This window comes from Streptacidiphilus sp. EB103A (genome assembly GCF_041261405.1).
Classification (GTDB): Bacteria; Actinomycetota; Actinomycetes; order Streptomycetales; family Streptomycetaceae; genus Streptacidiphilus.
This window is the reverse complement of sequence record NZ_JBGCAQ010000014.1, coordinates 28,817-53,652: the sequence shown is the minus strand read 5'-3', so window position 1 is coordinate 53,652 and position 24,836 is coordinate 28,817. Positions and strand designations below refer to the sequence as shown.

The window sequence follows — 24,836 nt, the reverse complement described above, 5'->3', positions numbered from 1 at the left end:
CATGACCCCTCCATGACTCTCGAACACTGGTGCTAGCCGTGGCGATTGGGTGTACTCGCACTTCCCGGGCCCACAGGCAACGGGACGCGATGACCACCAGATCGGAGGCCCGACATGGGCGGCGAGGCAACGACGATCGCACTCAGCGGGGCGGACAACACCGGCAAGACCACGCACCTGGGCATCGTGGGCCGTCGCATCGGACCCGCCGCGCTGGCGACCGGACCGCTGGACGCCCACGACCCGCGCTGGACCGCGATCAAGGCACACGGCATGGCCGATTGGTGGTTCCACACCGGCCCGGTACAGGAGGTCGCCGACGTCCTGGCCAGCTCCTACCTGACACGAGCCCAGCACCCGGCCGGCGAGGCCGGCCTGCGGCTGATGGACCGCGGCATCCCGATGCTGGAGGCCTCACTGGCCGCGACCGTCGCCGTACGCGAAGACCTGGACCGCGACGCGGCCGCGGACCGGGCACGCACGCTGCTCCTCCCGTACGACCAGGACCTGAAGGCAGCCGAAGCCCGCGAGCTCGGCATCGTGCTGCTCCACGACCTGGACCCCGCCATCGGCACGGCCCGCAGCCTCGCGCACGAACAGAGCTACACCCCCACCTACGCGGACTTCCAGCACCACCTGCATCAGCAGATCCACCGCCTGGTCGCCGAGGACCGCTTCACTGAGGTCATCGTCGTCGACGGGCGCCCGGTGGTCGCCGTCCAGGACGACCTGCGCCGCCGCCTGCACCCGCGCACGCCCCTGGTGCCCGCGGGCTGCCTGTCCGCAGTCCGGGTTCTGGCCCTGGGCGGGATGTCCGAGAGCGGCAAGAGCACCGCCGGGGAGTACCTGCGCACCCGGCACGGTCACGCCCGCCTGAAAATCGGCCACCTGATCGAGGACGCAGCCCACCGCGCCGGCGTCCCGGACCCCTACGCCCTCGCCCCGGTCGTACGGGCCGAGCTGCTCCTGGACGGCCTGGACCGATACGCCGCGGCCCACCACTTCCATGACCGGTTCACCCTGGAGTCGCTGCACGAACTCGATGCAACCATCGAGCTGCAACGGATGCTCGGAGTTCAGCTGACCGTCGTGTTTGTGCGGACCTCGACGGCCGTGCGCGAGCAGCGCGGAACCGCCGGGCCGGCCGACGTCACCGAACGCGACGTGGTCAAGGCCGACCGCGGCGCCGACAAGATCGAACAGATCGCCCAGACAGTCCTCGACAACAACGGCTCCCGCCTGGCCCTGGAACGCGCCCTGGACCGGATCGCCCTGGACGTCTCATGGCCGACGGTCGCCCCGGCGACCACGCCCGTCAACTCCCTGGGTCTGCCGGTCAAGCTGGAGGCCTACCTCGCCGCACTCCTGGAGCGCACCACCGGCACCCGGGACCCGCTGATCGACCTGCTCGCCGTCACCGGCAGCGGCGCCCGGGGCAAGTACCAGCACGGCTGGTCCGATCTCGACATCTTCGTGATGGCCGAGCCCGAGCGCACCGGGGAACTGCGCAACGTCCTGGCCGAACTGGAGAGCGAGCTCGGCGCAGTGAAACTCGGCCTGACGGTCCTGAGCCAAGCCGAGTGCCGCGCCGGCGCGGTCACCTCACGCCTGCTGCACGTCCTGGCCCTGCTCGGCAGCGGCCTCCTGCTCCCCCTGTGGGCCAGCCCCGGCCTGACCATCCCGGCCCCACCTCTTCAGGACGATGTCACCGCGAGCGTCGAGGCCGGGGTTCTGGCCGCAGTCGAGATCCGCCGCCAGCTCCTGAAGGGCTCACCGGACCTGCGCGCCCTCTTCAAGATCACCGCCCTCCTGGCTAAGGTGATGCTCCGCTTTGAGGACACCGAATGCCCCGGCGACGACGAAGCCCTGCGCCTGTTCCTCCAGCGCGAGCCGACCGCGGCACCCGGCCTCGCCCACGACGCCCGCGCCGACCGTGACGCAGCCCAGGACCTGGCCCAGCTCGTCCTCGGGAACTGGCTGGCCACGATGCCCACCGCCCGGACGACCACATGACCAACAGCACCACGACACCCGTCTTCCACAAGACGATGCCGGCCGCCCAGGCCCGCGCGGAGATCGGCGGCTGGCAGCAGGTCGCCGGCCGCCTCCAGGTCCCCGCCCTGATCGGCCACGCCCAGCGCAGCCCCCGCGAGCACGTGGTCACCTACGAGGACGTGTTCGTCTCCGGCCGCTGCCAGTACCTGCTGGGCGACCTCATCGCCATCGCCGACCAGGACCCCTCCACCACCCACCGCGTCACCGCCATGATCAACGCCGTCTGCGACGACCTGATCACCGCAGCCGCCACCACCGGCCGCACCACCACACTCGACCAGTGCACCCCGGCCCTCTACCAGGACCGCATCCGCCCCGGCGGCCGGGTCGACACCTGGTACCTCCAGCACGACCCCGCCATCGCCGCACCCCACCCCGACGCACTCCTACCCCTGAGCACCCTCACCGGCTACCGGCTCACCGCCAACGGCACCCCGCTGCACCTGGACGTCCCCAAGGCCATCCGCACCGCACGCCGCGCCCTGCACCCCGGCAGCACCTGGACCTCCGCCATCACCCAGGGCGACCCGACCGAACCGAACATCGCCACCAGCGCGGCTGGCGCCTGCTGGCTCGACCTCGAGCACGCCGGACGCAACACCCTGCCCGGCGAGATCGCCAACCTGCTCTGGTACCTGCTGGCGATGGGCGGCTGGCTCGTCCCCGTCTACCAACCCGACGTCTACGCCCGCACCCTCCCCCTGCACTATCCGCCCCCCGCCACGCCCCGGATCGAGCACGTCGACCTGTCCCCCCGCCACCGCCGACTCGACATCCACTACACATGGCCGCTGGGTCCGGGCCGCCACGCCGCCCTCACCCAACTCCTCGCTCGCCTCGCCCACGACCTCGGCCCGGCCGCCGGCCTGGACCCCGCTCGACCGCTCACCACCCTGGCCCCGTTCCTGACGCTGCGGATCCTCGGGGTCATCCCGCCCAGCCGACTCACGGCCACCGACCTGCTCCTGCTCCTGGCCAAACTCGCCGAAGCGCAAGCACCCCAGCACCCCGCCTTCACCCGCACCGACCCGCTGCCCGCTCTCACCGCACCCCTGGAGCGCCCGTGACCACACCCCTGCTCGACCTGCCGCTCGTCGCCCGCCCCCTCCAGGGCAGGGTCGCCCTGGTCACCGGAGCAGCGACCGGGATCGGAGCCGCAACCGCCAGGGCACTGGCAGCCGCCGGAGCAGCCGTCGCCGTCAACCACTTCGCCCAGATCGAGCAGGCCCGAACGGCGCTTGACCAGATCCGCCGCACCGGGAGCCGGGGGATCGAGATCAGCGCTGATCTCACCGACCCCGACGCGGTGTCCATGATGACCAGCCAGATCGCCAACGAACTCGGCCCCGTCGACATCCTCGTCAACAACGCCGGCGCCTACCCCCGCTTGAACTGGGCTCAGACCGACGAGGATGCCTGGGCGCACGCACTGGAGGTCAACCTGACCATCCACTACCGCACCTGTCAGGCCGTCACCGACGGCATGGTCCGGCGACAGTGGGGCCGCATCATCAACATCGGGAGCGTCAACGCCCGCGCCGGACGCACCGGACTGACCGCCTACAGCGCCGCGAAGGCCGGCCTGACCGGACTCACCCGCTCGCTGGCCAGGGAACTTGGCCCCCACGGCATCTGCGTGAACACTGTCCTGCCAGGAGCCATCCAAGTTCCCGCCGAGAACGACCTGCCCGCGCACCACCGCCGCCGACCCGAAGACCAGATCAACCGCCAATGCGTGCCCCGCCGAGGCCAACCCGAGGACGTCGCGGCAGCGGTCGCGTTCTTCGCCAGCCCGGCCGCATCGTTCATCAGCGGTCAGTCGTTGCACATCGACGGCGGCTGGATCCTCCACTGACCACCCCGGCCCCACACCCCAAGGAGAGCGACCCCGTGAAGGAACGAGTCCGCGCGGTCCTGATCACCGCGCACGGCACCACCCTGCTGATCAAGCGGGTCCGGCCCGGCATCGCCCCCTACTGGGTCATCGTCGGCGGCGGCGTCGAGCACACCGACGCCAGCCGTGAAGACGCTCTGCTGCGCGAGATCAGGGAAGAGATCGCCGGCACAGCCCACATCCTGCGCCTGCTCCACGAACTGAAGAACGACAACGGCGAGACCGAGCTGTTCTACCTCGCCAGGATCGACCACTGGAACTTCGACGATCGGACGGGGCCCGAGTTCTCCCGGACCGACCGCGGCGAGTACATCCTGCAGGAGGTGCCGCTCACGGTCGACGCCCTCAGCGAGCTCAACCTCCTGCCGGAGCAGTTCGCAGCCGTCCTCCGCGAGGCAGTCGGCCGCGGTGAGCTCCACACCACGGTGTAGCGCCATCACGAGGCCCGGCTCGGCACAGCCACCTTCGACCCGTCGGCCGTTCCCTGCTCGTCGGAGGGCCAGGCAGACGGCGGCGGCCATCGGGCCGGGGAGCGGATGCTGACACGGGCCGCTGGCCGAAGGCCGGCCGGCATAGCGCGGCAGCAAGGGGGCCGGCGGTCAGCAGGGAGGGCCAAGAACCTCGAGCACCGATGGCCGGTCGGTCCGTTCCACGGCGCCGAGGCCACGCTCGCTCCGGTCCGGTGCGGGCCCGGCAGCGCGAGGAGCTGACGGGTCACCGGTCATCTGCCCGACTCCCGACCAGGGGGTGGTGTCCGCGTCCGTCCAATAGGCGGTCCGGGTACGCCGCTGCTCGAGTACCTGCACGGTCGGCGCCAAGGTGTGCACCCACACAGTGCAGGCGAGCGCCCTGAGCTGGAGCGCGGGTTCAAGACACCAGCTGTCGCGGAGGTTGGCACCGTAGCCTTCGGCGAACTTGTCGTACGTGCTCCGCGGGGTGCCGAAGTGTCGCTCTTCGAGCAGGAGCGGTCCGTGGTCCCACACAGCGGGGCCGGTGGAGACGCTGTCGAGATCCAGGACCCGGGGACCGGCGCTGCCCTGCCGGAGGTTGCCGCTGTGGAGGTCAGCGTGCAGGACGGTGGACGGTTGTACGGGCCGTCGGGTCTGGTCGGCGGCGGCCCGGTTCAGGTGGCTCTCGATGACCTCTGCGGCAGCCTCGGCCAGGCTGCCGCCGCGGACGGCAGCCAGTCGCCGTCGGGCCTTGGCGAGACGACTGCTGAACCAGAGCGGGGCCGGGATGTCCCCGAGATCAGGGGGAAGCAGCCGGTGCAGTGCCCTGACCTGCCGCCCCGCACCGAACCAGTCCGGAGTGGCACACGGATCGGAATCGACCCACTCCAGGACAGTGATGTGCAGGTCGCTGACGGCGAGCGTGTCCAGGACGGCGGGGACCGCGAGGCCTGCCAAGGACAGGAGACGGTGCAGACGGGCCGACCGGTCGCTCGGTTCGACGGTGATGCGCAGGGCTACGGGACCGCACTGATAGACGGCGGCGTTCGCTACGCGGATCAGGCGCAGAGCGTGGGGGAGTTGGAGCTGCTGGGCAGCCATCTGTGCCGCGCCGACGTGGTCGCGATAGCCGATTCGTGACAAGGGTGATCCGGACTTTCCAGTGGCGGCGCGCCGCCGGGTGCGGTGGCGCGCGGGGCAGAGCGGCGGTGGCGAGTGTCGGGCGAGGTGGCGGTGGCACCCTTGCCCGCGTCGGTCCGGATCGGGCTGTGCCGGTGGTGGCGGTGGGTGCTGATGCGGGCGAGGGTCAGGCGGATCGCAGACGGGTCGGGGCGGACACCATCTCGCCGATCTGTTCGCGGGCCTCCGCCAAGGTGGGCTCGCCCCTGTGCTGGTCCATCAGCTTGACCAGGGCTTTCGCCCGCTGACGGGGCCGGGCGGAGGAGGTCTGCGCCAGGCCGAGTGCTGCACGGGAGGCGTAGGCGCCGCCGCGGTCGAGGTCGCCCCCGATCAGGCTGGCGGAGGCCATCGAGAGTTGGTCGAACAGGTGCGACCTGCACAGGCTCGGACGCAGACTCATCGCCTGTTCCGCGTGCTGCTGCGCCAGAGCCGCCGCCCGGGGGTCCGTGTCAGCCAGCGTGCGGTAGATCAGCGCCTCCATGCCGTGCAGGTCGGCCTCGTCGAAGAACCCGAGCCAGGCGGGGCCAGGTTCGCCGTCGTCGCGCTCGAAGTACGTCTCGGCCGCCCGGACGCTGGCTGTGGTGGCCCGGTGGTCGCCCATAGACGCATGGGCCCAGGCGCGGACGGTCTCCAGCATGGCCAGTGCCCTCGGCATGCTCTGCGGCGTCGCGGACACCGCGACGCGCAGGTAGTCCAGCGCGCTCTGGGGCTGCCCGAGATGCACGCGCTGCCGGGCGGCTCGTGACAGGGCCTCGCCCGCGCGGGGTCTGTCGCCAGCGACCTGGGCGGCCTTGGCCGCGTAGAGGAAGTACTTCTCGGCTGGGTCTTCGAGGCCGATGTCGTGGGAGATCCAGCCGGCCAGGACGGCCAGGTCGGCGACCACGCCGGACAGGCGGCGGCCGAGGTCGGCCCGGGCCGCTGGGTAGGTGTGGTCCAGATAGGGGCTGATCTCGTTAAGCTGCCCGATCACAGCCTTGCGCTGCAGACCGCCACCTCGCTCCGCGTCCCACGCGCGGAACCGCTCGACCGAGGTCTCCAGGGCCTGGATCTCCGGCTCGCTCAGCGGGATGGCGCCGAATGCTGTGTTGGCGGCAGCGGAACGCGATTCGATGCCCACCACGCTCAGCGCCCGCCTGCCGCCGGGGGACCCGGTGCCGTCGAGCAGCCAGTTGCGAAGTCCCCTGTCCACAAGCGCCGGGCCCAGGGCGGACGGCGACTGCTGGGATCCCACTCGTCGTGTCATGAGGTCCATTTCCGTGTACTTGGTGAGGGCCTCACCTGGACCTGCTTGCTCGCCCGCAGCGTCATATTCCCTCTGTGCCGCAGCAGCCGGGGACGCCAGACCGATGGCCTCGACGGACACCGGGCTCCCGAGTTTCTCCGTAAGCAGGGCAGCCAGGATGCGTGGCACCGGATCGCGCGGGCACTCCCCAGCCAGCCAGCGGCGAACCCGGGAGGTGTCCGTCGACACATGCCCCGCTCCCAGGAGGTTCGCCTGTCGGTTGACCAGCCGCGCGAACTCACCCATGCTCCAACCGGTCAGGTTGAAATGCTCGAGAAGCAGTTCGTTCGGCGTCGATTCGCGTGCCATAGCAGCCCCCAGGATGTGCTGGTCTAGTTCCGACGCTAGTGCGGCACGACGTCGGCGAGATAGAGGAGCTGCGTATTCGCCAGGATTCGCCAGGGGTGCGGCAATCCCCTTGAGGGCAGGTTCTGGCTGTCCGGTACTCGTAGCAGCGTAGAGGTCAGACGGTGAACTGGCCGTGCGGGATGCTGCGCTCCCCGACGGCCTCGAACGACGAGGTACAGAGCTTGATCACATCCGGATCCTCGCTGAACGAGGGCCCTCCGGACTCTCCTTCGCCCAAGACCGCGTCGCCTGGCTGACTGGGCGACTCGTCCATTCGGCTATTGCTCGCGGAGTGCGGCCAGGCGTCTCTGTACGGGGACCTGCAGTTCGCGGTTGTCGCCGCGGCTGATGGTCTGAAGAATCTCGGTCAGGACGACCAACTCGGCGGCCCGCCCCTGCGGGCTGTTGATGAAGTCCTCGAGTTCGCTCCGGACGCGTTCGGCGACGTCGGGGACGAGCAGCGAGTAGGTGTGGAGTACGACGGCGTCGTAGCTGGCGGGGGCCAGGCCCCAGCCTTCGAAGTCCAGGACCGCGAAGCGGGGTCCGAACAGGTTCGCCCAGTGCAGATCCCCGTGCGCTGCCGTCCAGTGGTCAATCTGCGGTGGTTCCATGCCGGTGAACTCGGGGACGGAGCGGTCGATCCAGACCTGGCGGACCGCGATCCGGTCCGTTGGCGTGGAAGCGATCGTGGCGAGGCCCGTTCGTAGGCCGGTCCACCAGGTGTCCGGTAGCTCGACCGGGGCCCGCAGAATGGGATCGGGTGAGCAGATCGGGTCCGTCAGGTAGCTGGTCAGCTCCGCACGATAGGCCAGGAGGCCGGCAGTCCAGTCGTGGACGGCAAGTAGGCGGGGGCGGCGTAGGGCCTCCGGCAGAGCCTGACTGGCGCTGGTGGTCCCTTCCCAGAGCTTTCCGCTGGCGCGTTCGACAGGGGCGCTCAGCAGCCGGAGCCACGCCGCTCGGCCTTCGGCAGTGGTGACCCGCCGGCCCAGCGTCCGGCCTCCCCAGCCCCAGGCCGCTGCCCCGGATGCGGTGACACCCAGGGCAGCGGCGGCGAGCCGATGGGCGGTGGTCATACGGTCGACAGTGGCTGGATCAGGTAGTGGAGAGGGCATCGGTGACGTCCCGGAGCTGCGCGGCGGTCAAGGAGAGCCCAACCAGCGCGGCTTGGGCCTCGTCCCAGTCTGGTGCACCGGAGGTGGACAGCAGGACCGTGGTGATGCCGGGGACGGACGCCACGGCCAGGAGCGCGCTCGGGGCTTGGGACTGCCCGGGAGCGATCAGGTAGGCCAGCTCGGGTCCGACCAGGTCGGTGGGCTCGCCCCCGGACAGCGGGGCGGAGGCCATGACGTGCAGCCTCGGCTACCGGACCGCGTCCGGCGGTCGCGCAGGGACTCGCCCTGCTCGGCGATGAGGCCGTCGCCTCCATGCTGTTCGAATGCGCTCAAAGACCGGCCGCCCCAACCGCCCCTGCCGCCCTGGTTACTCCCCTGAGACCTGGAGGGAGTCGAGACTGAGAAAGTGGTCAAGCGTCGGGGCCTTGCCCCCGTCGTACTGCGGGGGAAGGTCGCACCCGGGATACACCGCCAGGAGCGGCGGCCCGCCGCTGGCCTGCTCGTCCTCCTCGGGCACCGTCCAGCGCAGAACCCGAATCGAGTGGCACCACCACCATCCGTCAAAGGCGTAGGTGCCCGCGTGACCGGGAGCCAGGAACGAGGCGACCGCACCGCCGGCGCTGTCCTGGTCGGCGCAGGCCCCGGAGGTGGATGTCAGGTTCCAGAAGTCCCAGGGCAGCTCGATGGTCGTCGCCTCCATCCCGCCCCAGGAGGGCCAGCTCTCGCGGTACAGCCGGCGTTCGGGAGTGAAGATGAAGCGGCCCCGGTACGGGTCGGTTCGCGCATACACCCGGTCGATGGCGGCAGCCAGGTCCATCCAATGATGGCGATGTCCCAGGACCAGGGTGAAGGCCCCCTGCGGCGCGTGATAGTCGCCGCTGACCAGCACAACCAGTCCCCGGGCCGGGTCCGGATCCTCGAACCGATGGATGCGCGGCGCCTTCTGCGCACGGCACAGCCGCTCGTCGGCCTCGACGAGCTGCCGCAGGCTCCGCCCGGCCCGGGAGCGGTCGTTCTCGCGTGTACGGGGCGCGGCCAGCTTCGGGTTGCCGGCCCGGGGAGCGGGCAGCCAGCTGAAGCCGGGCACGGCCTCCAACTCGAGTGCCCGCTCGACGGGCAGCCGGCCCTGCCGATGGCGGCGCCGCTGCTCGTACATCCATTCGCCCAGCGGCAGCGCGTCGACCATCTCCCCGCGCGGAGGCATCCGCTGGTGCGTCTCCAGGTAGTCCTCCAGCGCGTCGAGCTGGTCCGCCCACCGGTCCTGGCGGGCGTTCCAGGACCATCCAGGCAGCTCCTCCAGGGCCTTGGCCTGGGTGTGAGTCAACTGCTCGCGGCGCTGCCGGTTCTTGTTCACCCACCGGCCCAAGGGCAGCCCCCGGTAACGGCAGCGCTGGGGAACGTCGGCGTCACCGTTCTCCTGCACCCAGGACTGCAGCAGGGCCAGACCCTGTGCCCACTGCGGGGACACCTCGACGTCGTCCGGCATCCCCCTCACCCCCGGCCTTCCGTAACGCTGCTGGGCAGGGGCCAGCCCAGGGCTGCGGCGACGACCTCCACCCCCAACGTCAGCGTCCAGTACACGCCCGGAATCCCGTCGGCCAGATTGCTGCTGACCTGCTCGAAGGCGTCCTCGAGGGAATCGAATGCGAACTGGTCGACCGCGTGCCAGGGCGGGCGTTGCCCGGGTCGCTCCAGTGCCTGGGTACCTAGGCACACCGCGTAGGCGACGACCGCCGGCCACAGCTGCGGTGCGAAGTAGTCGTCCGGGTCGAGGGCGTCCTCGCTTTCGTGCCGATCGGCGTTGGCCTCGGCGCCGACCCGCGAACGCACGATGTCGCGCAGCTGCGGGTGGGAGCGGTCGACTGCCTCGACGACGGCGGCCAGGTGGGCCCCGGCTCCGAAGCCGGCCAGCGCGGACGGACGTGCGGTCCCGGTCGGCGGTAGGGGGATCCACAGCGTTCCCGGGTCGGCCCAGTGGCCGTAGACGATCTGAGGGGAGTCCGGCCCCTGCAGCCGTTCCAGGAGTTCCTTGCCGCCGGCGCAGGCGAGCAGGGCTGCCACTGCGGTCCAACCGGCGGGCAGGGCGATGTCCTGGTCGAAGAGCGTGTCCAGTTCGATCGCGAGCCGCAGCGGGTGGAGGTCGCTGAGACTGTCGTCGAAGGCGCAGGCCGGGCAGGTGCGGGGGTGGGCCGCGTCGGTGACGGCGAGCAGGTGCTCGGACGGGTAACGGTCGCCGCAGACTCCGCAGGCCTGGCGGTTGCGTCGTGCGGCGATCTCATCGGCGCGGGCGCGGGCGAGGGCGGCGGAGACCTTCCGCACGAGGTCGACGGCGGGGGTGCTGCCCGCGAGGGTGAGGACCATCGCCTCGGGCCCCTGGTCGTCACCAATGATCCTGGGGGCGATGAACACCCACTCGGGTTCCACAGCGAGGTCGTTGCCCGCCGGGGAGTCGGGGTCGTCAGGGCCGGGGCTGAACAGCGGACGCTTGCCTCGGGAGAGCATGGCGTGAACGAGGCCGGGCCAGCTGGTCCACGTCCCCGACCGCGGTGCCTCGTCGGCCTCGACGGGCCAGTGGGCAGCGCGGAAGGCCCGCAGCATGCGCTGCTGGAGGGGCTCGGCCAGGATCGGCCCGGAGCCGGCCAGTGAGCCGGAACCGCGGCGGTCCAGGGCGATCAGCAGTTCCACCGCCGCGGCCCGGCCCGCCGGGTCCAACACCGGCGGCAGCAGTCCCTGGTCGGCGGCCGCCGCGACACGGCGCAGCGCTTCCTGGTGCCCGCATGCGCACACCTGGTGCAGGGCGCGGGCGATCTTCTGATGATGGGAGAGGGAGGGCGTGCTCTTGCGTCCCTGTGACATGACCGGCTCCTGTACACGACGTCGGCCGGAACGCCCCACCGCGATTCCAGCCGGAGTGTACGGAGGTCAGGGGTACGCCTGATCCGCCATCGCCTCCGCGCGGCCGCGTGGTTCACTCCTACAGGCCGACGGTGGGGTCGACCCTGAGCGCGCACTGGCGACAGTGCACTGACCGGATCCTAGCGGGCGGACCGCACGGCTCTCTACGGAACACCGGAAATGACCCGGCGAACCTTCGAAACTGTTCGGTGAGTGGTCGAAGGTTTCCGTTTTCGTGCCGAACTCCACGATCGACAGGCATTGTCGGCCCGGGCGGTCGTTCCGGGCGGGGGCTTATCCGTCCCCTGGCGATGGGATCAGCGGGTCATGAGCGACCCGGGCTGGCGATGCGACCTGCGACACCGGGGCGAGGAGAACGATTTCCCCGCGGGCACCAAGGCGCTGGAGCGCGACGAGCCACCGCGCTCCGATCAGGGCCGATGGTTCACCCGCACGGGTGGCGCAGCGTCGGCCGCAGACCCCTTAAGATGATTCACGGTCGCCCGCTGCGGCCGTGCCGGGGTGCCGCTCCCGGCCTTGTGCGGCACCGGGAAGGCAGAACTGTGCAGCCTCCGCTGCACACCCTGCGTAGACCCCCTTGATCATTGTGCGTGTCCTCCTCGACGCGCTGGCCGGGCAGCGCTCCAAGGAGCCCCGATGTCTTCCACTCCCCGTTCCGCCCGCCGCCCGATGGATCCCGCAACGGTGCGCGCCAGCGCGACCGGCGAGTCCCGCCAACTCGCGCAAGCCGAGATCCGCACGCACGGCACCCTCCTACCCGGGGCCGTCAACGCGTGGCAGGAACTCTGGGAGGGCCTGCTGCTGGCAGCGCTGATGAGCGAGTACGGGGCACACCGCCCCGAACAGACGGGCGGGCCGTTCGGGATCAGCCGCCTCACCCCGCGCCCTGAGGAACTCATCCTGCACGTGGACCGCGGCCAACTGGCGCGCTGGGCCCACGCACTGGTCCCGATGAACCACAGCAACGGAGTCATGACCGGAGTGGCCGGGCTGCGCTGGAGCGCGGAGGACAAATCCATCGTCCTGCACCCGGCCTCCGGCGGATCCCGCATCGTGCTGGCGCGGACCTTCAGCCGGGACTGGAACCGGGCGGTGGCAGCCGCGGTCCAGGTCGGCGACACGGTACCGACCCAGGCACCTGACGCCCGTGAAAAGGAAGCCGCCCGCACGCAGCAGGCACGGACCCAGCCCTGCGCGACCTCGCTGTCGGACCTCGTACGCCGGGTCCGGCTGCTGGAGGACCTCATCCAACTACCGTTCCACAACGGCCACCTCGAGTACGAGGTCGCAGACGGGCAGGTCGTCGACTGCTCCACGGGGCGTCCGCGCCTGACGCCGCCCTGGGTGCTCCTCCACGCACCGCGCACGCTGTGGCCGGCGCGGGCAAGCTCCGCACTGAACGACGCACCAGCGGCCGTCCTCGCGTTCCTGGGCCGCTACCCCAGTACTACCAATGCCGGACGGACGGCCGACGGGGCCCAGGCGCTGGTCACACTGACCGGCCTGCGGGACGAACCGATCGCAACCACAGCCGCCCGATGGGCGCTACAGGTGGCCGACGAGGTCCTCGCCGGCCCAGGCGTCGGCTACCTGTTCGACGAGGGCGGATGGACAGCGAACCGGCGCCGCGTCGCGGAGGACTTCCTCGGAGAAAGCGGACCGGTCGACCCGCCCGGCACGGATCGACTCCTGGAGCCCGGCCGCGTCGACCTCACCGCCCTCGGCCGCCTTGCCTACCTCCCGGGTGCCCACCTGACCCCCAGATGGAGCGACATGCTCCCTGAACTGCCGGGAGAGGGAACCCAGATCCTGCTGCGCCTCCTCGACTGGACCCTGGCCGCGGCCACGCACCGCGCCCCAGCGCACACCGGCTGGCGGCAGGTCACCCCACAGGCATACGACGACCTCTATCCGAACCAACTGCCCCATGCCCGTTGGACCGCCGCCCTCGCCCTGCCGGACGGACCCGTACCGCTGCAACTGCGCGTGGACCAGCACCGACCGGGCGACGATTTCAGCTACGCGGTGCAGCCCGGACCGCAGGGGGTACCCCGGTGGGTCCACTGCGCCACGCCGGAACTGCGGTTCGGCCGTGCTCCCTCGCTGGCCGCCGCGATGGCGCTGGCCGAGAACGCGGGCACCGAGATCGCGTCGGGCGCCCGCCATATCCGCAGCGCCGACCACCGACTGCTGATCCCGCGACCGGTCCCCGCTGACGCCCACCCCCAGGTCACGGAACTGGTTGCCGCCGCAGCACCGCACGAACGAGTCATGGGCCTGTTCGAGCTCACCGGCGGCCTCAGGACCCTGGCGAGATACGACAACCCGGACGACCCGCATCTCTACTACCCGGCTTCGCACGGCCACTGGCACCTCGGCGACGACGGGCGGGAAGAGGCCGCTTCGCTGACCGCCGTCGTGGGCGAGGACATCGTCCTGGCCGCCACACGGATCGGCGAGGTGGCCAATACCGCCGCCGCTGACTCTCCGGACTACCGCAAGCACCTCGCCGCCCACCAGGTCGCCCTGGATCCGTTCGCCGAGGTCTATCTGGCGGCTGCCGACGCCCTCCCGGACACCACGCCCCTGGCCCCCCGTCACCTGGCCGGTCTGACCGCGCTGCGGTCCTGCGACGCACAAGCGTTGCGCTGCCTGGATCCGCGCCCAGCACCGCCGGGAGAGGACATCACCGAGATCATCCGTGAACTCCCCGCCGACGTCCACGCCATCGAGGACTTCTTTGAGGCGTGGTACGAACGACGCAAGGAAGACGGGACCCACTGACTTCCGCGGGGCGCGCGGGGGGTGCCGCGACGGACGCAACGCCGACCGGTGGCCGCGAGGCCGACTCGGCGACCGTCAGGGTGCTCCGCCTCCGCGGCCACCGTCGCCGGCGCCGCAGCATGGGGTGGACAGACTGCCCGGCGCCCGTTCAGGACCGATCGGGTGGGTCCGCACAGTTGACCGGCCGCGATCTCGGCCAATACGCAGGCCGCCCGTGACGCCTCGTGGACGGGCGGACGACCGGGACGGTGCCGTGCCGATGCTCGGGCCGAGTCAGCGCAGCGGCGGCGGCCAGGCAGCGGTGACCGCGGCGCTCTGAAGGCGCACCGATGAAACTCTGTGGCTTGGGACGATGCGCTCCCGTCGGGGAGCGTTCCCCGTGCCGACGATGATGCGTTCCCACCGTATGTGAGGCCACCGTCGTGCGAGTCAGCTCATGGCTCTTCGCGCCGTACCTCGTGCTGCGGTTCGAACGTAGGCTTCGTGACAATCTCTTCCCACCAGGTCACCCAACGGTTTGGATGGACGAACCTGGTACCGCAGGGACAGATCGCATCCGGGTTCTCGCCGGGCTCCCCTTCAAGGGTCAGGCCCAAGTCCATGCTGCACGCCGGGCAGGCGACATGCCGCATCTCCCAGCCACCGTCACCAACAGGCACCTCGTAGTAGATGCGATCCGTGAAACGGATCCACTTCTTGGCCATCTCTCTTCCCCCGGGATCTGTCAGGCAGGTTTTCGAATATAGCCGCGTCTCGCGGCACCTCGCCGAGACCGCTACTCGGAGCGCCAAGCGTCGGTGGTGCCCGGAGATTCGTCGGTGCCCCTGAACGGCGTCGAGCATCGCGCGGCCAAGGGGCTCGGTCTGCTCGTCAGTGAAGGCGGCAGTCCCCGGGGCGTTCTCGGTGCGTTCCAGGAGCCCAACGAAGTCGGGGTCGCTGATGAGGTCGCGGATGCTGGCGATGGCGGCGCGGTGGACATAGTCGGCCGGGACAGGCTTGTCGGTCCAAGTTCGGTCCTCCTGCGGGTTAAACGGAGTGCCGCTGCGGCGTGTTGGTCGCATCCGGGCTCGCTCCGCTGAGAGCCGGGCCTCCTTGGCGCTGCCGCTCATGGGAGCATGCCGGAGTCGACCTGGCCCGGCCTCAGCGGTGGGACTCGGTGTTCCGGGTCAGATAGCGGTGGGCCACGTCGAGCGCGCGGGTCGGCGGTTCCGTGCCGTCCGCTCCGTTGTGCGGGTCTACCGCGTGACGCAGGATACTGAGAATGTCGTCGGGGCTCAGGTGGGTCAGCACCGAGGACAGGGGGGACTCATGGCTGTGCACAGGCCGCTCCGCAGGGCCGTACAGGCGTAGTAGACGGTGGAGCTCGTCGTCGAGGTCGCTCATGCTCCCGGGGCGGGCGTCGGGGGAGAGCAGGAGGCAGGGGTAGTCGAGCGGGGCGTCGCGGTCCGGCAGGTCGTCGGGGACGATGTCCAGCACCATGCCGTCGTTCAGGAGGTACAGGAGAACGCTGGCGATGGTCTGCGGGTCGCCGGGGTCCTCACCCTGCCACGCGGAGCGCAGTGCACTGGCAGGGTCCAAGGGCGGCAGCGGCGCTTCGGGGCGGGTGGTGAAGGTACGCAGGGTGGCGCCGCTGGCGTCCAGGACGCTGTGGAGGGCGATCTCGTAGTGGTTCTCGTCAAGAACCAGATATGCCGCGGTGGGCAGCATCGCGGTGAGGGTGTCGGCGATCAGCCGGGCCACAGTCCGGGCGGTGTCGCGTGCGATCGCGGCGGCGGCCGCGTGGACGGCCAGCGGCGGCAGCGGGCCGGGAGCGGGTTCGGCGGCGTCACGCAGGAGACTCACGCGGCTTGGGCAGCCACCCTCGGGGCTCCCGGGGGTCGGGGTGTGGGTGAAGCGGCCCTGCAGTGAGGTGAGTGCTGCCTGGTCCTCGTCACTGAAGCCGCCCGACTGGAAGAGGTCATCCTGGGCGCGATCGAGGGCGTAGGCGAGCATCGCCTGTTCGACTTTGGTGAGACGGAGGGCGGAGGGATTGGTGATGATCAGCTCCTTGGCTTCGTTGTCATGGCGCAGGAACGGGAACGCACCCCGGCCCCGGGTGCCGGGGGTGGGCTAGTTGGCGTGGCTGAGGTACCGGCTGATGCGGTGGGCCCACTTGGCGGGGTCTTCGGTGGTGATCCAGAGCTTGACTTCGTGTGCGGGTCCGCCCCCGAGCGCCGGCGGGCGGGTCCGGTTCCAGTGCGCGATGTCAGCGGTGATCCTGGCGGCAGCCTCGGGGTGGGCGTGGATGAAGGTGTTCCAGGCCGCTTCCTTACGAGCAGCGCTGGCGGCGGCGCGCAGGAGCTGAGCGGCCTGTGCAGCGCTGAGGGACCATCCGGTGACCTTCTTGCAGCACCCGCGGCCGACCGTCATGGCCCGGCCGGTGGAATGGTCGACGACGTCGTAGAGGTGCTTGAGAAGTCGGCCGCAGTGGTCGCACGAAGTGCCGCCGGGGCTGGTGGTGATGCCGCTCAGGGTCCAGCCGGTCGTACCGATCCGGGCTCCGGGGGTGGAGGTCTGCTGCATCTTCGGGCTCCTCAGCGGTGGTGGCGGGGGGCACTGGTTTTGCTCACTGCTCATACTCTATATTAAAATGTGCTATTCATGCAAGTAGACGGAATACTGCCGCGCTGCTCCTCAGCGCTGCCCGACGTTGAGTGCGGCGGCTGGCTGGCTGTCCCGTCTGCCGCTGCGGAACCGGAGGGAACTCGGACTGCTCCGATACCCGGTCACCTTCACCCCCCGGGAACTGCATCAGTTCGGCAAGAAGGCCGCCGAACCTGCTGTCCGGTCCGACAGACTGGCATTTGGTCTCGGAGAGGAGACGAGCCATCGGCATCCGCGCCGCGGCGACGTCCTCCTCGGTGCAGCTGGCCTGGGAGTGCTGAGGGCGCCTCCGCGGTCGTCACACCTTCATTTCGGGACTCGCAGCTCGCGACGGGAACACCTAGCACCGCACTCGGATGGAGAGCAGCGCATGAAGGGTCGATGGGAACTGATCGAGCAGTCCGAGGTTCCCAAGCAGCGTCCTGGTGACGGTGAGGACCGGCTTGTTCTTCTGTTCCACGATGACGCGACTGCGGTACGTGGCTGCGCGATTGTTGACGGTGCGACAGACAAGTCCGGGCGTCGCTACGGGGACCGGGCCGGCGGAGCGCTCGCAGCTGATCGGGTCGCCGACGTCCTCCGCGAACTGCCCTCGCTGACCGACCCCGCCGCCGCCTTGAAGTCCGTCACCACCGCACTCGCTGAGTTGCGCCACGAATGGGAGATCCCCGAGGACGACCTGATGGCCCCCAGCGCGGTAGCGGCGACCGTCGACCTGCCCGGCGGCTTGATCTGGCGTGTCGGTGACATACATGTGGCTATCCGGCGCCACGACCAGTGGGAACTTCATCCGGCCGAGAAGAAGATCGACGCGGTGGTAGCCGCCGCCAGGGCGGCGCTCCTGCACTGCCTTCTCGCGCTGGGCCACAGTCCCGAGCTGCTGGCCGGGACCGATCCCGGCCGCGCGATGGTGATGCCGATCCTGCGGGACCAGAACGTCCTGGCCAACAGCGAGGGCACGCCCCTTGGATTCGGCGTCTTGGACGGCCGCCGCGTCCCGGATCGATACCTGGAGGTGATCATCCTCGATGAGCACGTCACCGAGATCGTCCTGGCCTCCGACGGATACCTCTCGCCCGCTCCTAACCTGCAAGCGGCGGAGCAGGAGCTGGCGACCTCCCTAGCGGATGACCCGCTGCGGATCGGCGCACACGCCGCGACGAAGGCGGTGACGCTCGGTGCGAGCAGCTTCGACGACCGGACCTACGTCCGCCTGGGACGGCGTGATCCCCATTCCACTGAAGCTGAAGAATCCGGCCCTGACTCCCGAGCGCACGAACCGGCTCACCAGGCGGCCCATCGGGGGTCGCACGTGGATGCTGCCAGATACATCTCCAGCGGGTCGGTCGAGCCCCCTGCCACGTAGCTCCAGCGCCTGAGCCGGTCCCGGCGGAACGCGTACCACCTGTGGTCGCGTGCGAGGCGAACCTGGATGCCCCCTGCCACGTCGGTGAGGCGGTCGGCGTCCCGCTGGAGGCGATGGGCTCCAGCGGGGGCTCCGGCGTCGATGAGGAACCCGGCTCGTGCGACGAGTGCCGATTCAGCGGGTCCCCGGCAGTGAGTAGCGGCGACGGCCGCGCAGCCGCCCCTGCGGTGGGTGGTGGCCAGAAACCGCAGGTAGTCCGGGTCCGTACCCAGGTGGTGGGCAACGAGGACGAGGTCGCTGTGGGCCGTGGCGGCCAGGTGTACCGCGTTCACCAGGGGGTCCTCCTCAGGCGGGATTCCCTCCAGGCAACTGCGGGCCCTTCGCGCTCCGGCGTGGGCCAGGGCCCGAAGGGTCGCCAGGGGCGGCAGTTGGCCGGGGACGGCAGGCAGCGGCTGGTCGTGCAGCAGTTGGGGCACCGCAACGGAGACGGCAACCGCACGGGCCTGTCGGGCGCGAGGAATCGGAAGGGATGGCGCGGGCGCGGTGCCCGACGGTCCGGCGGTGCTGTCGGCAGGTAGTGGTGCGAGCGGGTGGACGGGCGCTGGCAGGGCCGGAATCTCCTCGGCGCAGACGAGTTCGGCCACCCTGCGCTTGATGCGGGGCAGGGACAGTCCGCGCAGCTCGAACATGAGAGCCGGGTTCAGCACCGAGTCCTGGGCGATCCGGAGCAGGAGGGCGAACCGGTACGCGCAGTCCGGGCTGCAGCTGCAAGAGGCGGTCACCTCCTCGGGTCGGGGAAGCAGTCGGACGCCGCCGACAGCGTCCGGGGCCAGGACCTGGGCCGTCACGGTGCCGGCGAGCCAGGGTGTGGAGGCCGGTGATGCGGCCAGCGCCCGGGCGAAGCGCTCCTCGTCTGCGGCCTGCAGGCAGGCCATGGTGATCTCGATCTCGTGGGCCGTCTGGGACCAGAGGAAGGCGGCGCGGGCGAATCCGGGGCCGACCTGGACGTTGCGGACGGGCCCGGCGGCCGTCCGGTGGCCCGGCGCCCCTCCGTAGATGATCTCCTGGAACCGGTCTGCCCACTGATTCCTCCACGAGGCGATCAAGAGGTGCCCCCGAGGGTGACGAACGCGGCCAGTTCCTGGTCGGTGAGATCCGCCAGGCTGATCTCCTTGTCGGGAAGGACCAGGTCGGCCAGTGCGCGCTTGCCCTGCAGCATCCTCATGATCTTCTCCTCGACCGTTCCCACTGTGGTGAGGTGGTGCACCTGAACGTTTCGCTGCTGCCCCAGGCGGTGGGCCCGGCCGACGGCCTGATCGACCCGGGCGGGGTTCAACGGGGGGTCCGCGAGGATGACGTGGGTGGCGTTGGTCAGGGTCAGGCCCGTCCCGCCGGCGCCGTAGGTGGCGATGAGCAGTGGGCTCTGCCCGGCGCGGAAGCCGTCGATGGTGGCCTGGCGCTGCCGGGTGCTCTGGCCGCCGATATACAGCTGCGCCTGCACTCCCCAGCTGAGGGCGTGGGCCTGCAGCAGGAGCGCCATGGTGGCGAACGAGGTGAACGCCAGCGCGGACTCCCCGGCCGCGACGATGTCGGGGACCAGGTCGTCGAGTGCCGCCAGTTTCGCCGACTGCTCGGCGGCGAGGGCGGCGTCGTAGTGGGCCAGGGCGGTCTGCAGGCCGGCGGCGCGGGCGTTGCCGAAGCGGAGGTGGTCGGGGGTGTTGCAGATCTGACGCAGTTGCAGAAGCAGCCGCAGCACCTGGCCGGGGCGCGCTGCGGCGGTGCTGCCCGCGATGGCGGACAGCGCGCTCTCGGCGGTACGCGTGTAGAGGTGGCGCTGGCGGGCTGTCAACTGCAGGGGGCGATCGGTGGTGATGACCGCGGGAAGTTCGGCGCCGATCTCGGGATCGGTCTTCCTGCGGCGGAGCATGACCTGACCGACCAGCTTCATGAGCCGGTTCGCGCTGTCGCTGTCGGGGTCGCTCTCCAACGTCCTGAACAGGGTCCGGAAGGCGGCGTGCGTGCCGAACATGCCGGGATTGGCCCAGTCCAGCAGGCTCCACAGGTCCTTGAGGCGGTTCTCCAGAGGCGTGCCGGTCAGCCCGACCCGACGCAGGGTGTTGAGGCGTGCGAGGGCCTTGGCCGTGAGGGACGCGGAGTTCTTCACCTGTTGGAGCTCGTCCGCGACGACCAGGCCCCAGGCCTTGCCCGCCAGTTCGTCCTGGTCGCGCAGCAGGGTGCCGTAGGTGGTGACGACCAGGCCATCGGCGGGGACGCCGGCAAGCGATCGGCTGGGGCCGTGGTAGGTGTGCACGGGGACCTGTGGGGCGAACTTCTCGACTTCACGGACCCAGGTGGTGAGCATCGAGGCCGGGGCGACCACCAGGGTCGGCAGCCTGTTGCTGCTGTGCTGCGTGTGGTGCAGGTGCAGCGCGATGGCGGTGATGCTCTTACCCAGCCCCATGTCGTCGGCGAGGATGCACCCGAAGTGGTCGCTCAGGTTGGCCAGCCAGGAGAAGCCGCGCTCCTGGTAGCTGCGCAGGCGCGCGGTCAGGGCGGCCGGCACGGGGACCGGCTCGAAGGCTCCGACCTGCAGGAGACGTACGAGCTCGGCGATGCCGCCCTGCGCCTGCAGCTCCACCGGCTGGCCGTCGACGTCCACGGTGCCCAGCAGGGCGGAGACGACCGCGGTGGCGGCCGGGACCGCGCGCTGGTGGGTGCGCTCGCCGGCGCGCTCGGCGGCGGTGTCGTCGATGAAGTGCCAGCGGTCTCGGATCAGCGTGAGGTCGCCCGGCTGCAGGGCGACCTGGTCCATCTCCTGCGCGGTGAGGTCCTGACCGTCGGCGCTGACCTGCCAGCGGTAGTCGACGGTGCCGCGAAGCCCCAGTTCACTCGCCCGCACCCAGCCCTGCCCGGTGACCAGTCGGGTGCGCAGGCGGTGCACCCACCGGTGCGTCCACTCGATCTCGATCCCGGCCCGGCCCACGGCCAGGCCCTGCCGTCCGAGCAGGAGAGCGGCCTCCTGCGTGGTGAGTTGGAAGGAGTCGCCTCCGGTATCGAGGCAGGACTGCAGGGCCGGCCAGGCCGAGGCGGCCTTGCGCAGGGCGCGGCGCGCCCGCAGCCCGCTCGGGGTGTCCGCGAGTGGGCCGGCCAGGATCTCGCCCAGGCGCAACCGGGTGCCGGGCCGGTCGGCGGGGACGATCCGGACCGAGGCGTGGAGCAGGTGCGCGCCGCCTCCGGGCGCTCTTGGAGGCGGCTCGATCATGACGACCACGCCCGGCGGTGGAACGGCGTCGGCGATCTCACTGACGGTGTCCAGCCAGATCAGGGCGTCGTCGGTCAGCGGACGAGGCTGGGCGGCGGTGAACGGGCGTACTCCGAACACGGCGGCGGCGCCCGGAGAGCGGACCAGGGTGTCAGCGACCGCGTCCAGGACCCGCACGACCACCTCGCGGGCATCCGCGCCCCGGTCGCCGTGCGCATGAATCGGGAGCGGATGAACGGCATCGGCCGGCAGGACGGCGGCGATGTCGGCAACCGCACCCAGCTGGTGGTCCGTCAAGGGGCCCAGACGCCATGAGTCGCGACTCGAACTGTCGGCGCTCGGGTAGACCTGCCCGGCTGCCACCGCCTCCAGCGCCAACAGCACCACCTGTCGAAACACCATCGCGTGCTGCGACCAGGGGCCCGGCTCGCCGGCCAGCGCCGCAGCCGCGACCGGCAGCGTGACCAGCCACGGCTCGGCACCCGCCTGCCCGCTCAAGTCACCGGCCGCGATGCCGTCCCCGGGCCGGGGAACCGCACTGCCGGGCACCGTGGTGGCCCGACCGTGCTCAAGGCGGAACACGGCGCGCTGGTGCGCCTGGAACACCAGTCGGGCACCGGCGTCTAGTTCCCGGCGGACGGCATCCGCGGCCCCCGCCCCGCGCGGCGGGACAGAGCGGGAATCGGCCAGCTCAACGGCGGCTGCCGCAGGCAGCGAGCCGGTGAAGATCCAAGCGCGAAGGCATCGCAGCGCCCCCTGCGCCGCCTCGGCCCTCAGATGGGAGGACCGGCCCCGCTGGTGCCAGATGATCGGATCGCCCTGCGCCGTCTCCAACGAGACCACGCAGGCCGCCACCGCGCCGCCCACCGGATCCGGCTCGGACTTTACGCTCAGCGCGCGAATGAAGCCTTCTTGTTCGAGCGCCCGCAGCGCTTCGGGGGAGCGGCGCACGACCGTCTCGAGTAGCGCAGCAGGCTGCTCGCCAAGAAGGCTACCGAGCAGCCGTAACGAGGCCGCCGCACGGGCGAGGCTCTCCGCATGGTCCCACGCGCGCGTCGTGAGCTGGCGACCGCGTGCCTGTGCGGACGCCTCGCAGAGAACCTGCCGGTACGGAATGAATTCCAGGCCCGTGGCCCGCTGTTCCGCCGCGTCCCGAAGTCCCCACAGCACCCCCTCGCTCTGCAGCGCAGCTAGGGTGCTGCGGGCGTGCTGGCGAAGGCGCCGGTCAACGGGGACCGGCACATGCGGTTGGCCCAGGAGGATCTCGGCAAGCCGGTACACCGCTCCCCACCGGGCCTCTGCCTCAAGCACCGCCACGCGCTCCGCGCGGAAGACGCTGGAGTTGACCGAGCACGATGCCCGGACGCGGAACCCCGATGCCGCCCCCGACCCGGCGGGAAGAGCTACCACCTCCAAGGAATCCAGGACGCCGGCCCGGCGCAAGTCATCCAGCGACTTGGCCGGGTTCGCGACGAAGTCCAGCCCGTGCAGAGGAGGCGGGACCTCCCCGGCACCGTCGTCCTCGACCCCGGCCAGGCGCCCCAGCGCGTTGACGGCGGCATCGCGAAGGGCCTCGCTGCGCGAACGGTGGACCGCGCTGCGCACGACCTCGCGCCGCCCGGCTCGCCGCAATGCGACGCTCGCACGGAACAGGCCGGTCGGCCCCCAGGAATCGAACACGAGCGTGGTGTCGAGGTCTGTGACGCCTTGGCGGTCGGCCGCCCAGTGCAGGATCCGCACGGCTTCACCGTGCCCGGCCAGCGCGGCGAGTGCCGCCCGCCGGGCGGGCTCCCACCCGGTGCGGTCCACCGCGAACAGGACCTCCCCCAGAGAATCGGCGTCCAGCTCGCCGCCCGAGATGGCCCGCACAGCCGAGCGGACCGCCTCCGGCGGTGCCGACGGAGCCGCGCACAGGCGGGCCAGCAGCTCAGCGTGCTCCCACCGCGGCGGCCCGCCAACGCCGGCCGCGGCGGGAGGCAACCCCGCAGCCTCACCCGGGCCGAGCGCCGGAGCGGCCTTGGGGCCGGCCGTCACTGCTGCTCGCTCGAGGACCATTGCTCGGGGTAGCCGCGGTCAGGGTTGCGGGGTTCGCTGCCCGGCAGAGGGACGAACCATTGGTCGGCTGCGGTGTCCCACAGGGGCGGAAGGCCCTCCACGTCCTCGTCGTCGGGGTGCAGCAGGGCATCCTCGACCAGATCCCAGGAGTCGTCGCGGTGTCGGGGGAGCCGGTCGTAGCTGGGAGTGATGCCAGCGGTCCCCTTGGCGTGGGCACGGGCACCGTCAAGGGCCAGGTCCAGTGCGACGCGCTCGGCTACACACCGCGGTGCGGGAATCCGGCCGGCGGCGATGTCCTCACTCAGATCGTCAGCCGCGCGGGCGAAGTCCCGCCGCCACGCATACCCCTGGTCCCAGGTGGCCTCGGGCAGATCGGTGAAGACGGTCATGTGGTCACGGTGCTCTTCTCGAACAACCTCCTCGCCGAAGTCCCTCGCCGCCTGGGCGCCCTCGTCGGCAATCGTCGACAACAGCCCGTCCAGGACGTAAGCGGTACGGGGCGTGAACTGCCAAGCCGCGTCGGCGGCGCGCTGCAGCTGGAACAGACCTGCATAGTCCGGCAACGGAACCAGCCGCTCCCACTCCTCGGTGGTCATCCCGGGACCCGAGGGGTCTCGCTCCAGCCGCCAGCCGGGGCCGAAGCCCACCTGGAAGCCGTCCGGACTCCAGTCAGCCAACTCGTCGCCCCGCTGCGCGTCCAGGACGTGCAGGCTGCTGCCGGCCCCGATGACCTGGGCGCCGGGGAGATCGACGCTCGGGGCGGCCAGCAAAGCGGTCGCCTCCATGAAGTGCACCGGGTCACCGATTCCGCCCTGGAGGCTCCCCGAAGGCCGCCAGCCCATGCTCGTAGCCGAGTTGAACAACGCAACCGGATCGGTGACCAGATACTCGGCGAAGCCCACCACCCGAACCACCGGGTTGGTCAGCCGGGACAGGTTGTACTCCTCCGGGCGGGTGCGCCAGACGTTCAACGCCGCCTCAGCTTCCTCGCTCTGCTCCCACGACAGCTGGTCCTCCTCGACGAGCCAGCCGCCGGTGCGCGCGCTGTCAAGGGCCTGCCGCAGGGACGCGCCGACCGCAGCGGGCATCTCCAGCGCCAGCGCGTCCGCCTGGGCTGTCAGGTCGGGAGCGATCGGGGAGCCGCACGCGAGCACCGCCCGCAGGATCTCGGCCGATCGCTGGGCCTGCTCCGCGTCACGGCAGGTCAATACCGCCTTCAGCGAGGGCGGTCCGTCCGGGTGGGCCACCAGCGCCAGCACCCGGCTCTTGCTAGCGGTGTGCTCGCAGTGGAAGTCGCGCAGGACGGCCAGAACTCGGCGATCGTCCGCAGGGTCAGACATGTCCGGCTCCAGAGGGGACAGGGCACCCGGAGCAGACGACGCGGCAAAGCGCTGTCCGACCGGGCGGCACGGATTCGACGACGGCGCATGGAAAACCGACACCGCAGGGCATCGACTCAGGGAATGGCCACGACTGGTGCGGCTGGTACGG

20 protein-coding genes are annotated in these 24,836 nt (G+C 70.8%); 7 read left to right on the top strand and 13 right to left on the bottom strand.

Features of this window, described 5'->3' with window-relative positions:
• The first annotated feature begins 114 nt into the window (after window positions 1-114).
• From ABH941_RS23100 to ABH941_RS23085, 4 genes are read left to right on the top strand one after another with little or no spacing between them, the layout of a single operon-like run.
• Entirely contained in the window at window positions 115-2,013 is a 1,899-nt protein-coding gene (locus tag ABH941_RS23100) for a nucleotidyltransferase domain-containing protein (RefSeq protein WP_370131336.1), read from the top strand.
• Window positions 2,010-3,122 carry a hypothetical protein gene (locus ABH941_RS23095; protein ID WP_370131335.1) on the top strand — a complete coding sequence of 371 codons (1,113 nt, stop codon included), beginning with the start codon at window positions 2,010-2,012 and terminating at the stop codon, window positions 3,120-3,122. Before ABH941_RS23100 ends, ABH941_RS23095 begins: the two co-directional genes overlap by 4 nt.
• Window positions 3,119-3,910 (top strand): SDR family NAD(P)-dependent oxidoreductase, encoded by a 792-nt coding sequence (locus ABH941_RS23090; RefSeq protein WP_370131334.1) that lies wholly within the window; start codon window positions 3,119-3,121, stop codon window positions 3,908-3,910. The genes ABH941_RS23095 and ABH941_RS23090 overlap by 4 nt, the downstream gene beginning before the upstream one ends.
• Window positions 3,911-3,945: 35 nt before the next feature.
• Window positions 3,946-4,380, top strand: a complete 435-nt coding sequence (locus tag ABH941_RS23085; RefSeq protein WP_370131333.1) for an NUDIX domain-containing protein — start codon at window positions 3,946-3,948, stop codon at window positions 4,378-4,380.
• Window positions 4,381-4,548: 168 nt separating this feature from the next.
• Here ABH941_RS23085 and ABH941_RS23080 read toward each other — a convergent pair whose 3' ends face one another.
• Window positions 4,549-5,355, bottom strand: a complete 807-nt coding sequence (locus tag ABH941_RS23080; protein WP_370131332.1) for a phosphotransferase — start codon at window positions 5,353-5,355, stop codon at window positions 4,549-4,551.
• A 12-nt stretch (window positions 5,356-5,367) separates the two neighbouring features.
• Here ABH941_RS23080 and ABH941_RS23075 point away from each other — a divergent pair, with 12 nt between their 5' ends.
• Complete coding sequence (locus ABH941_RS23075) at window positions 5,368-5,538, top strand: hypothetical protein (RefSeq protein ID WP_370131331.1); 171 nt, start codon at window positions 5,368-5,370, stop codon at window positions 5,536-5,538.
• 166 nt (window positions 5,539-5,704) lie between these two features.
• On the opposite strand, the gene ABH941_RS23070 is transcribed toward ABH941_RS23075, so the two are convergent.
• From ABH941_RS23070 to ABH941_RS23045, 6 genes are all read right to left on the bottom strand, one after another.
• Window positions 5,705-6,820: a hypothetical protein gene (locus ABH941_RS23070; RefSeq protein ID WP_370131330.1), complete on the bottom strand. Its 1,116-nt coding sequence runs from the start codon at window positions 6,818-6,820 to the stop codon at window positions 5,705-5,707.
• A gap of 502 nt (window positions 6,821-7,322) precedes the next feature.
• Window positions 7,323-7,445, bottom strand: coding sequence for a hypothetical protein (locus ABH941_RS23065; protein WP_370131329.1), 123 nt, complete (start codon window positions 7,443-7,445; stop codon window positions 7,323-7,325).
• 40 nt (window positions 7,446-7,485) lie between these two features.
• Window positions 7,486-8,280: a hypothetical protein gene (locus tag ABH941_RS23060; RefSeq protein ID WP_370131328.1), complete on the bottom strand. Its 795-nt coding sequence runs from the start codon at window positions 8,278-8,280 to the stop codon at window positions 7,486-7,488.
• Window positions 8,281-8,299: 19 nt separating this feature from the next.
• Window positions 8,300-8,551, bottom strand: coding sequence for a hypothetical protein (locus ABH941_RS23055; RefSeq protein WP_370131327.1), 252 nt, complete (start codon window positions 8,549-8,551; stop codon window positions 8,300-8,302).
• A gap of 135 nt (window positions 8,552-8,686) precedes the next feature.
• A complete protein-coding gene (locus ABH941_RS23050) occupies window positions 8,687-9,805 on the bottom strand; it encodes a helicase associated domain-containing protein (RefSeq protein ID WP_370131326.1) in 1,119 nt (372 codons plus the stop codon).
• 5 nt (window positions 9,806-9,810) lie between these two features.
• Entirely contained in the window at window positions 9,811-11,175 is a 1,365-nt protein-coding gene (locus tag ABH941_RS23045) for a hypothetical protein (protein WP_370131325.1), read from the bottom strand.
• Between the two features lie 696 nt (window positions 11,176-11,871).
• Here ABH941_RS23045 and ABH941_RS23040 point away from each other — a divergent pair.
• Complete coding sequence (locus ABH941_RS23040; RefSeq protein WP_370131324.1) at window positions 11,872-14,019, top strand: hypothetical protein; 2,148 nt, start codon at window positions 11,872-11,874, stop codon at window positions 14,017-14,019.
• A gap of 434 nt (window positions 14,020-14,453) precedes the next feature.
• On the opposite strand, the gene ABH941_RS23035 is transcribed toward ABH941_RS23040, so the two are convergent.
• The 3 genes from ABH941_RS23035 to ABH941_RS23025 form a co-directional block, all read right to left on the bottom strand.
• Window positions 14,454-15,128 (bottom strand): hypothetical protein, encoded by a 675-nt coding sequence (locus tag ABH941_RS23035; RefSeq protein WP_370131323.1) that lies wholly within the window; start codon window positions 15,126-15,128, stop codon window positions 14,454-14,456.
• 31 nt (window positions 15,129-15,159) lie between these two features.
• The gene (locus ABH941_RS23030; RefSeq protein WP_370131322.1) at window positions 15,160-16,011 is read right to left on the bottom strand and encodes a hypothetical protein; all 852 of its coding nucleotides are present in this window, start codon (window positions 16,009-16,011) and stop codon (window positions 15,160-15,162) included.
• Between the two features lie 117 nt (window positions 16,012-16,128).
• Window positions 16,129-16,581 carry a hypothetical protein gene (locus tag ABH941_RS23025; protein WP_370131321.1) on the bottom strand — a complete coding sequence of 151 codons (453 nt, stop codon included), beginning with the start codon at window positions 16,579-16,581 and terminating at the stop codon, window positions 16,129-16,131.
• 451 nt (window positions 16,582-17,032) lie between these two features.
• Between ABH941_RS23025 and ABH941_RS23020 the strand changes: the two genes are divergently transcribed.
• A complete protein-coding gene (locus ABH941_RS23020) occupies window positions 17,033-18,028 on the top strand; it encodes a hypothetical protein (RefSeq protein ID WP_370131320.1) in 996 nt (331 codons plus the stop codon).
• Here the strand turns inward: ABH941_RS23020 and ABH941_RS23015 are convergent.
• The 3 genes from ABH941_RS23015 to ABH941_RS23005 are packed head-to-tail and all read right to left on the bottom strand — an operon-like array spanning window position 17,947 to window position 24,685.
• Window positions 17,947-19,134: a hypothetical protein gene (locus ABH941_RS23015; RefSeq protein WP_370131319.1), complete on the bottom strand. Its 1,188-nt coding sequence runs from the start codon at window positions 19,132-19,134 to the stop codon at window positions 17,947-17,949. The two genes, ABH941_RS23020 and ABH941_RS23015, sit on opposite strands and share 82 nt — an antisense overlap.
• Window positions 19,131-23,345 (bottom strand): DEAD/DEAH box helicase, encoded by a 4,215-nt coding sequence (locus ABH941_RS23010; protein ID WP_370131318.1) that lies wholly within the window; start codon window positions 23,343-23,345, stop codon window positions 19,131-19,133. Before ABH941_RS23010 ends, ABH941_RS23015 begins: the two co-directional genes overlap by 4 nt.
• Window positions 23,321-24,685, bottom strand: a complete 1,365-nt coding sequence (locus ABH941_RS23005) for a hypothetical protein (protein ID WP_370131317.1) — start codon at window positions 24,683-24,685, stop codon at window positions 23,321-23,323. Before ABH941_RS23005 ends, ABH941_RS23010 begins: the two co-directional genes overlap by 25 nt.
• Window positions 24,686-24,836 lie beyond the last annotated feature (151 nt).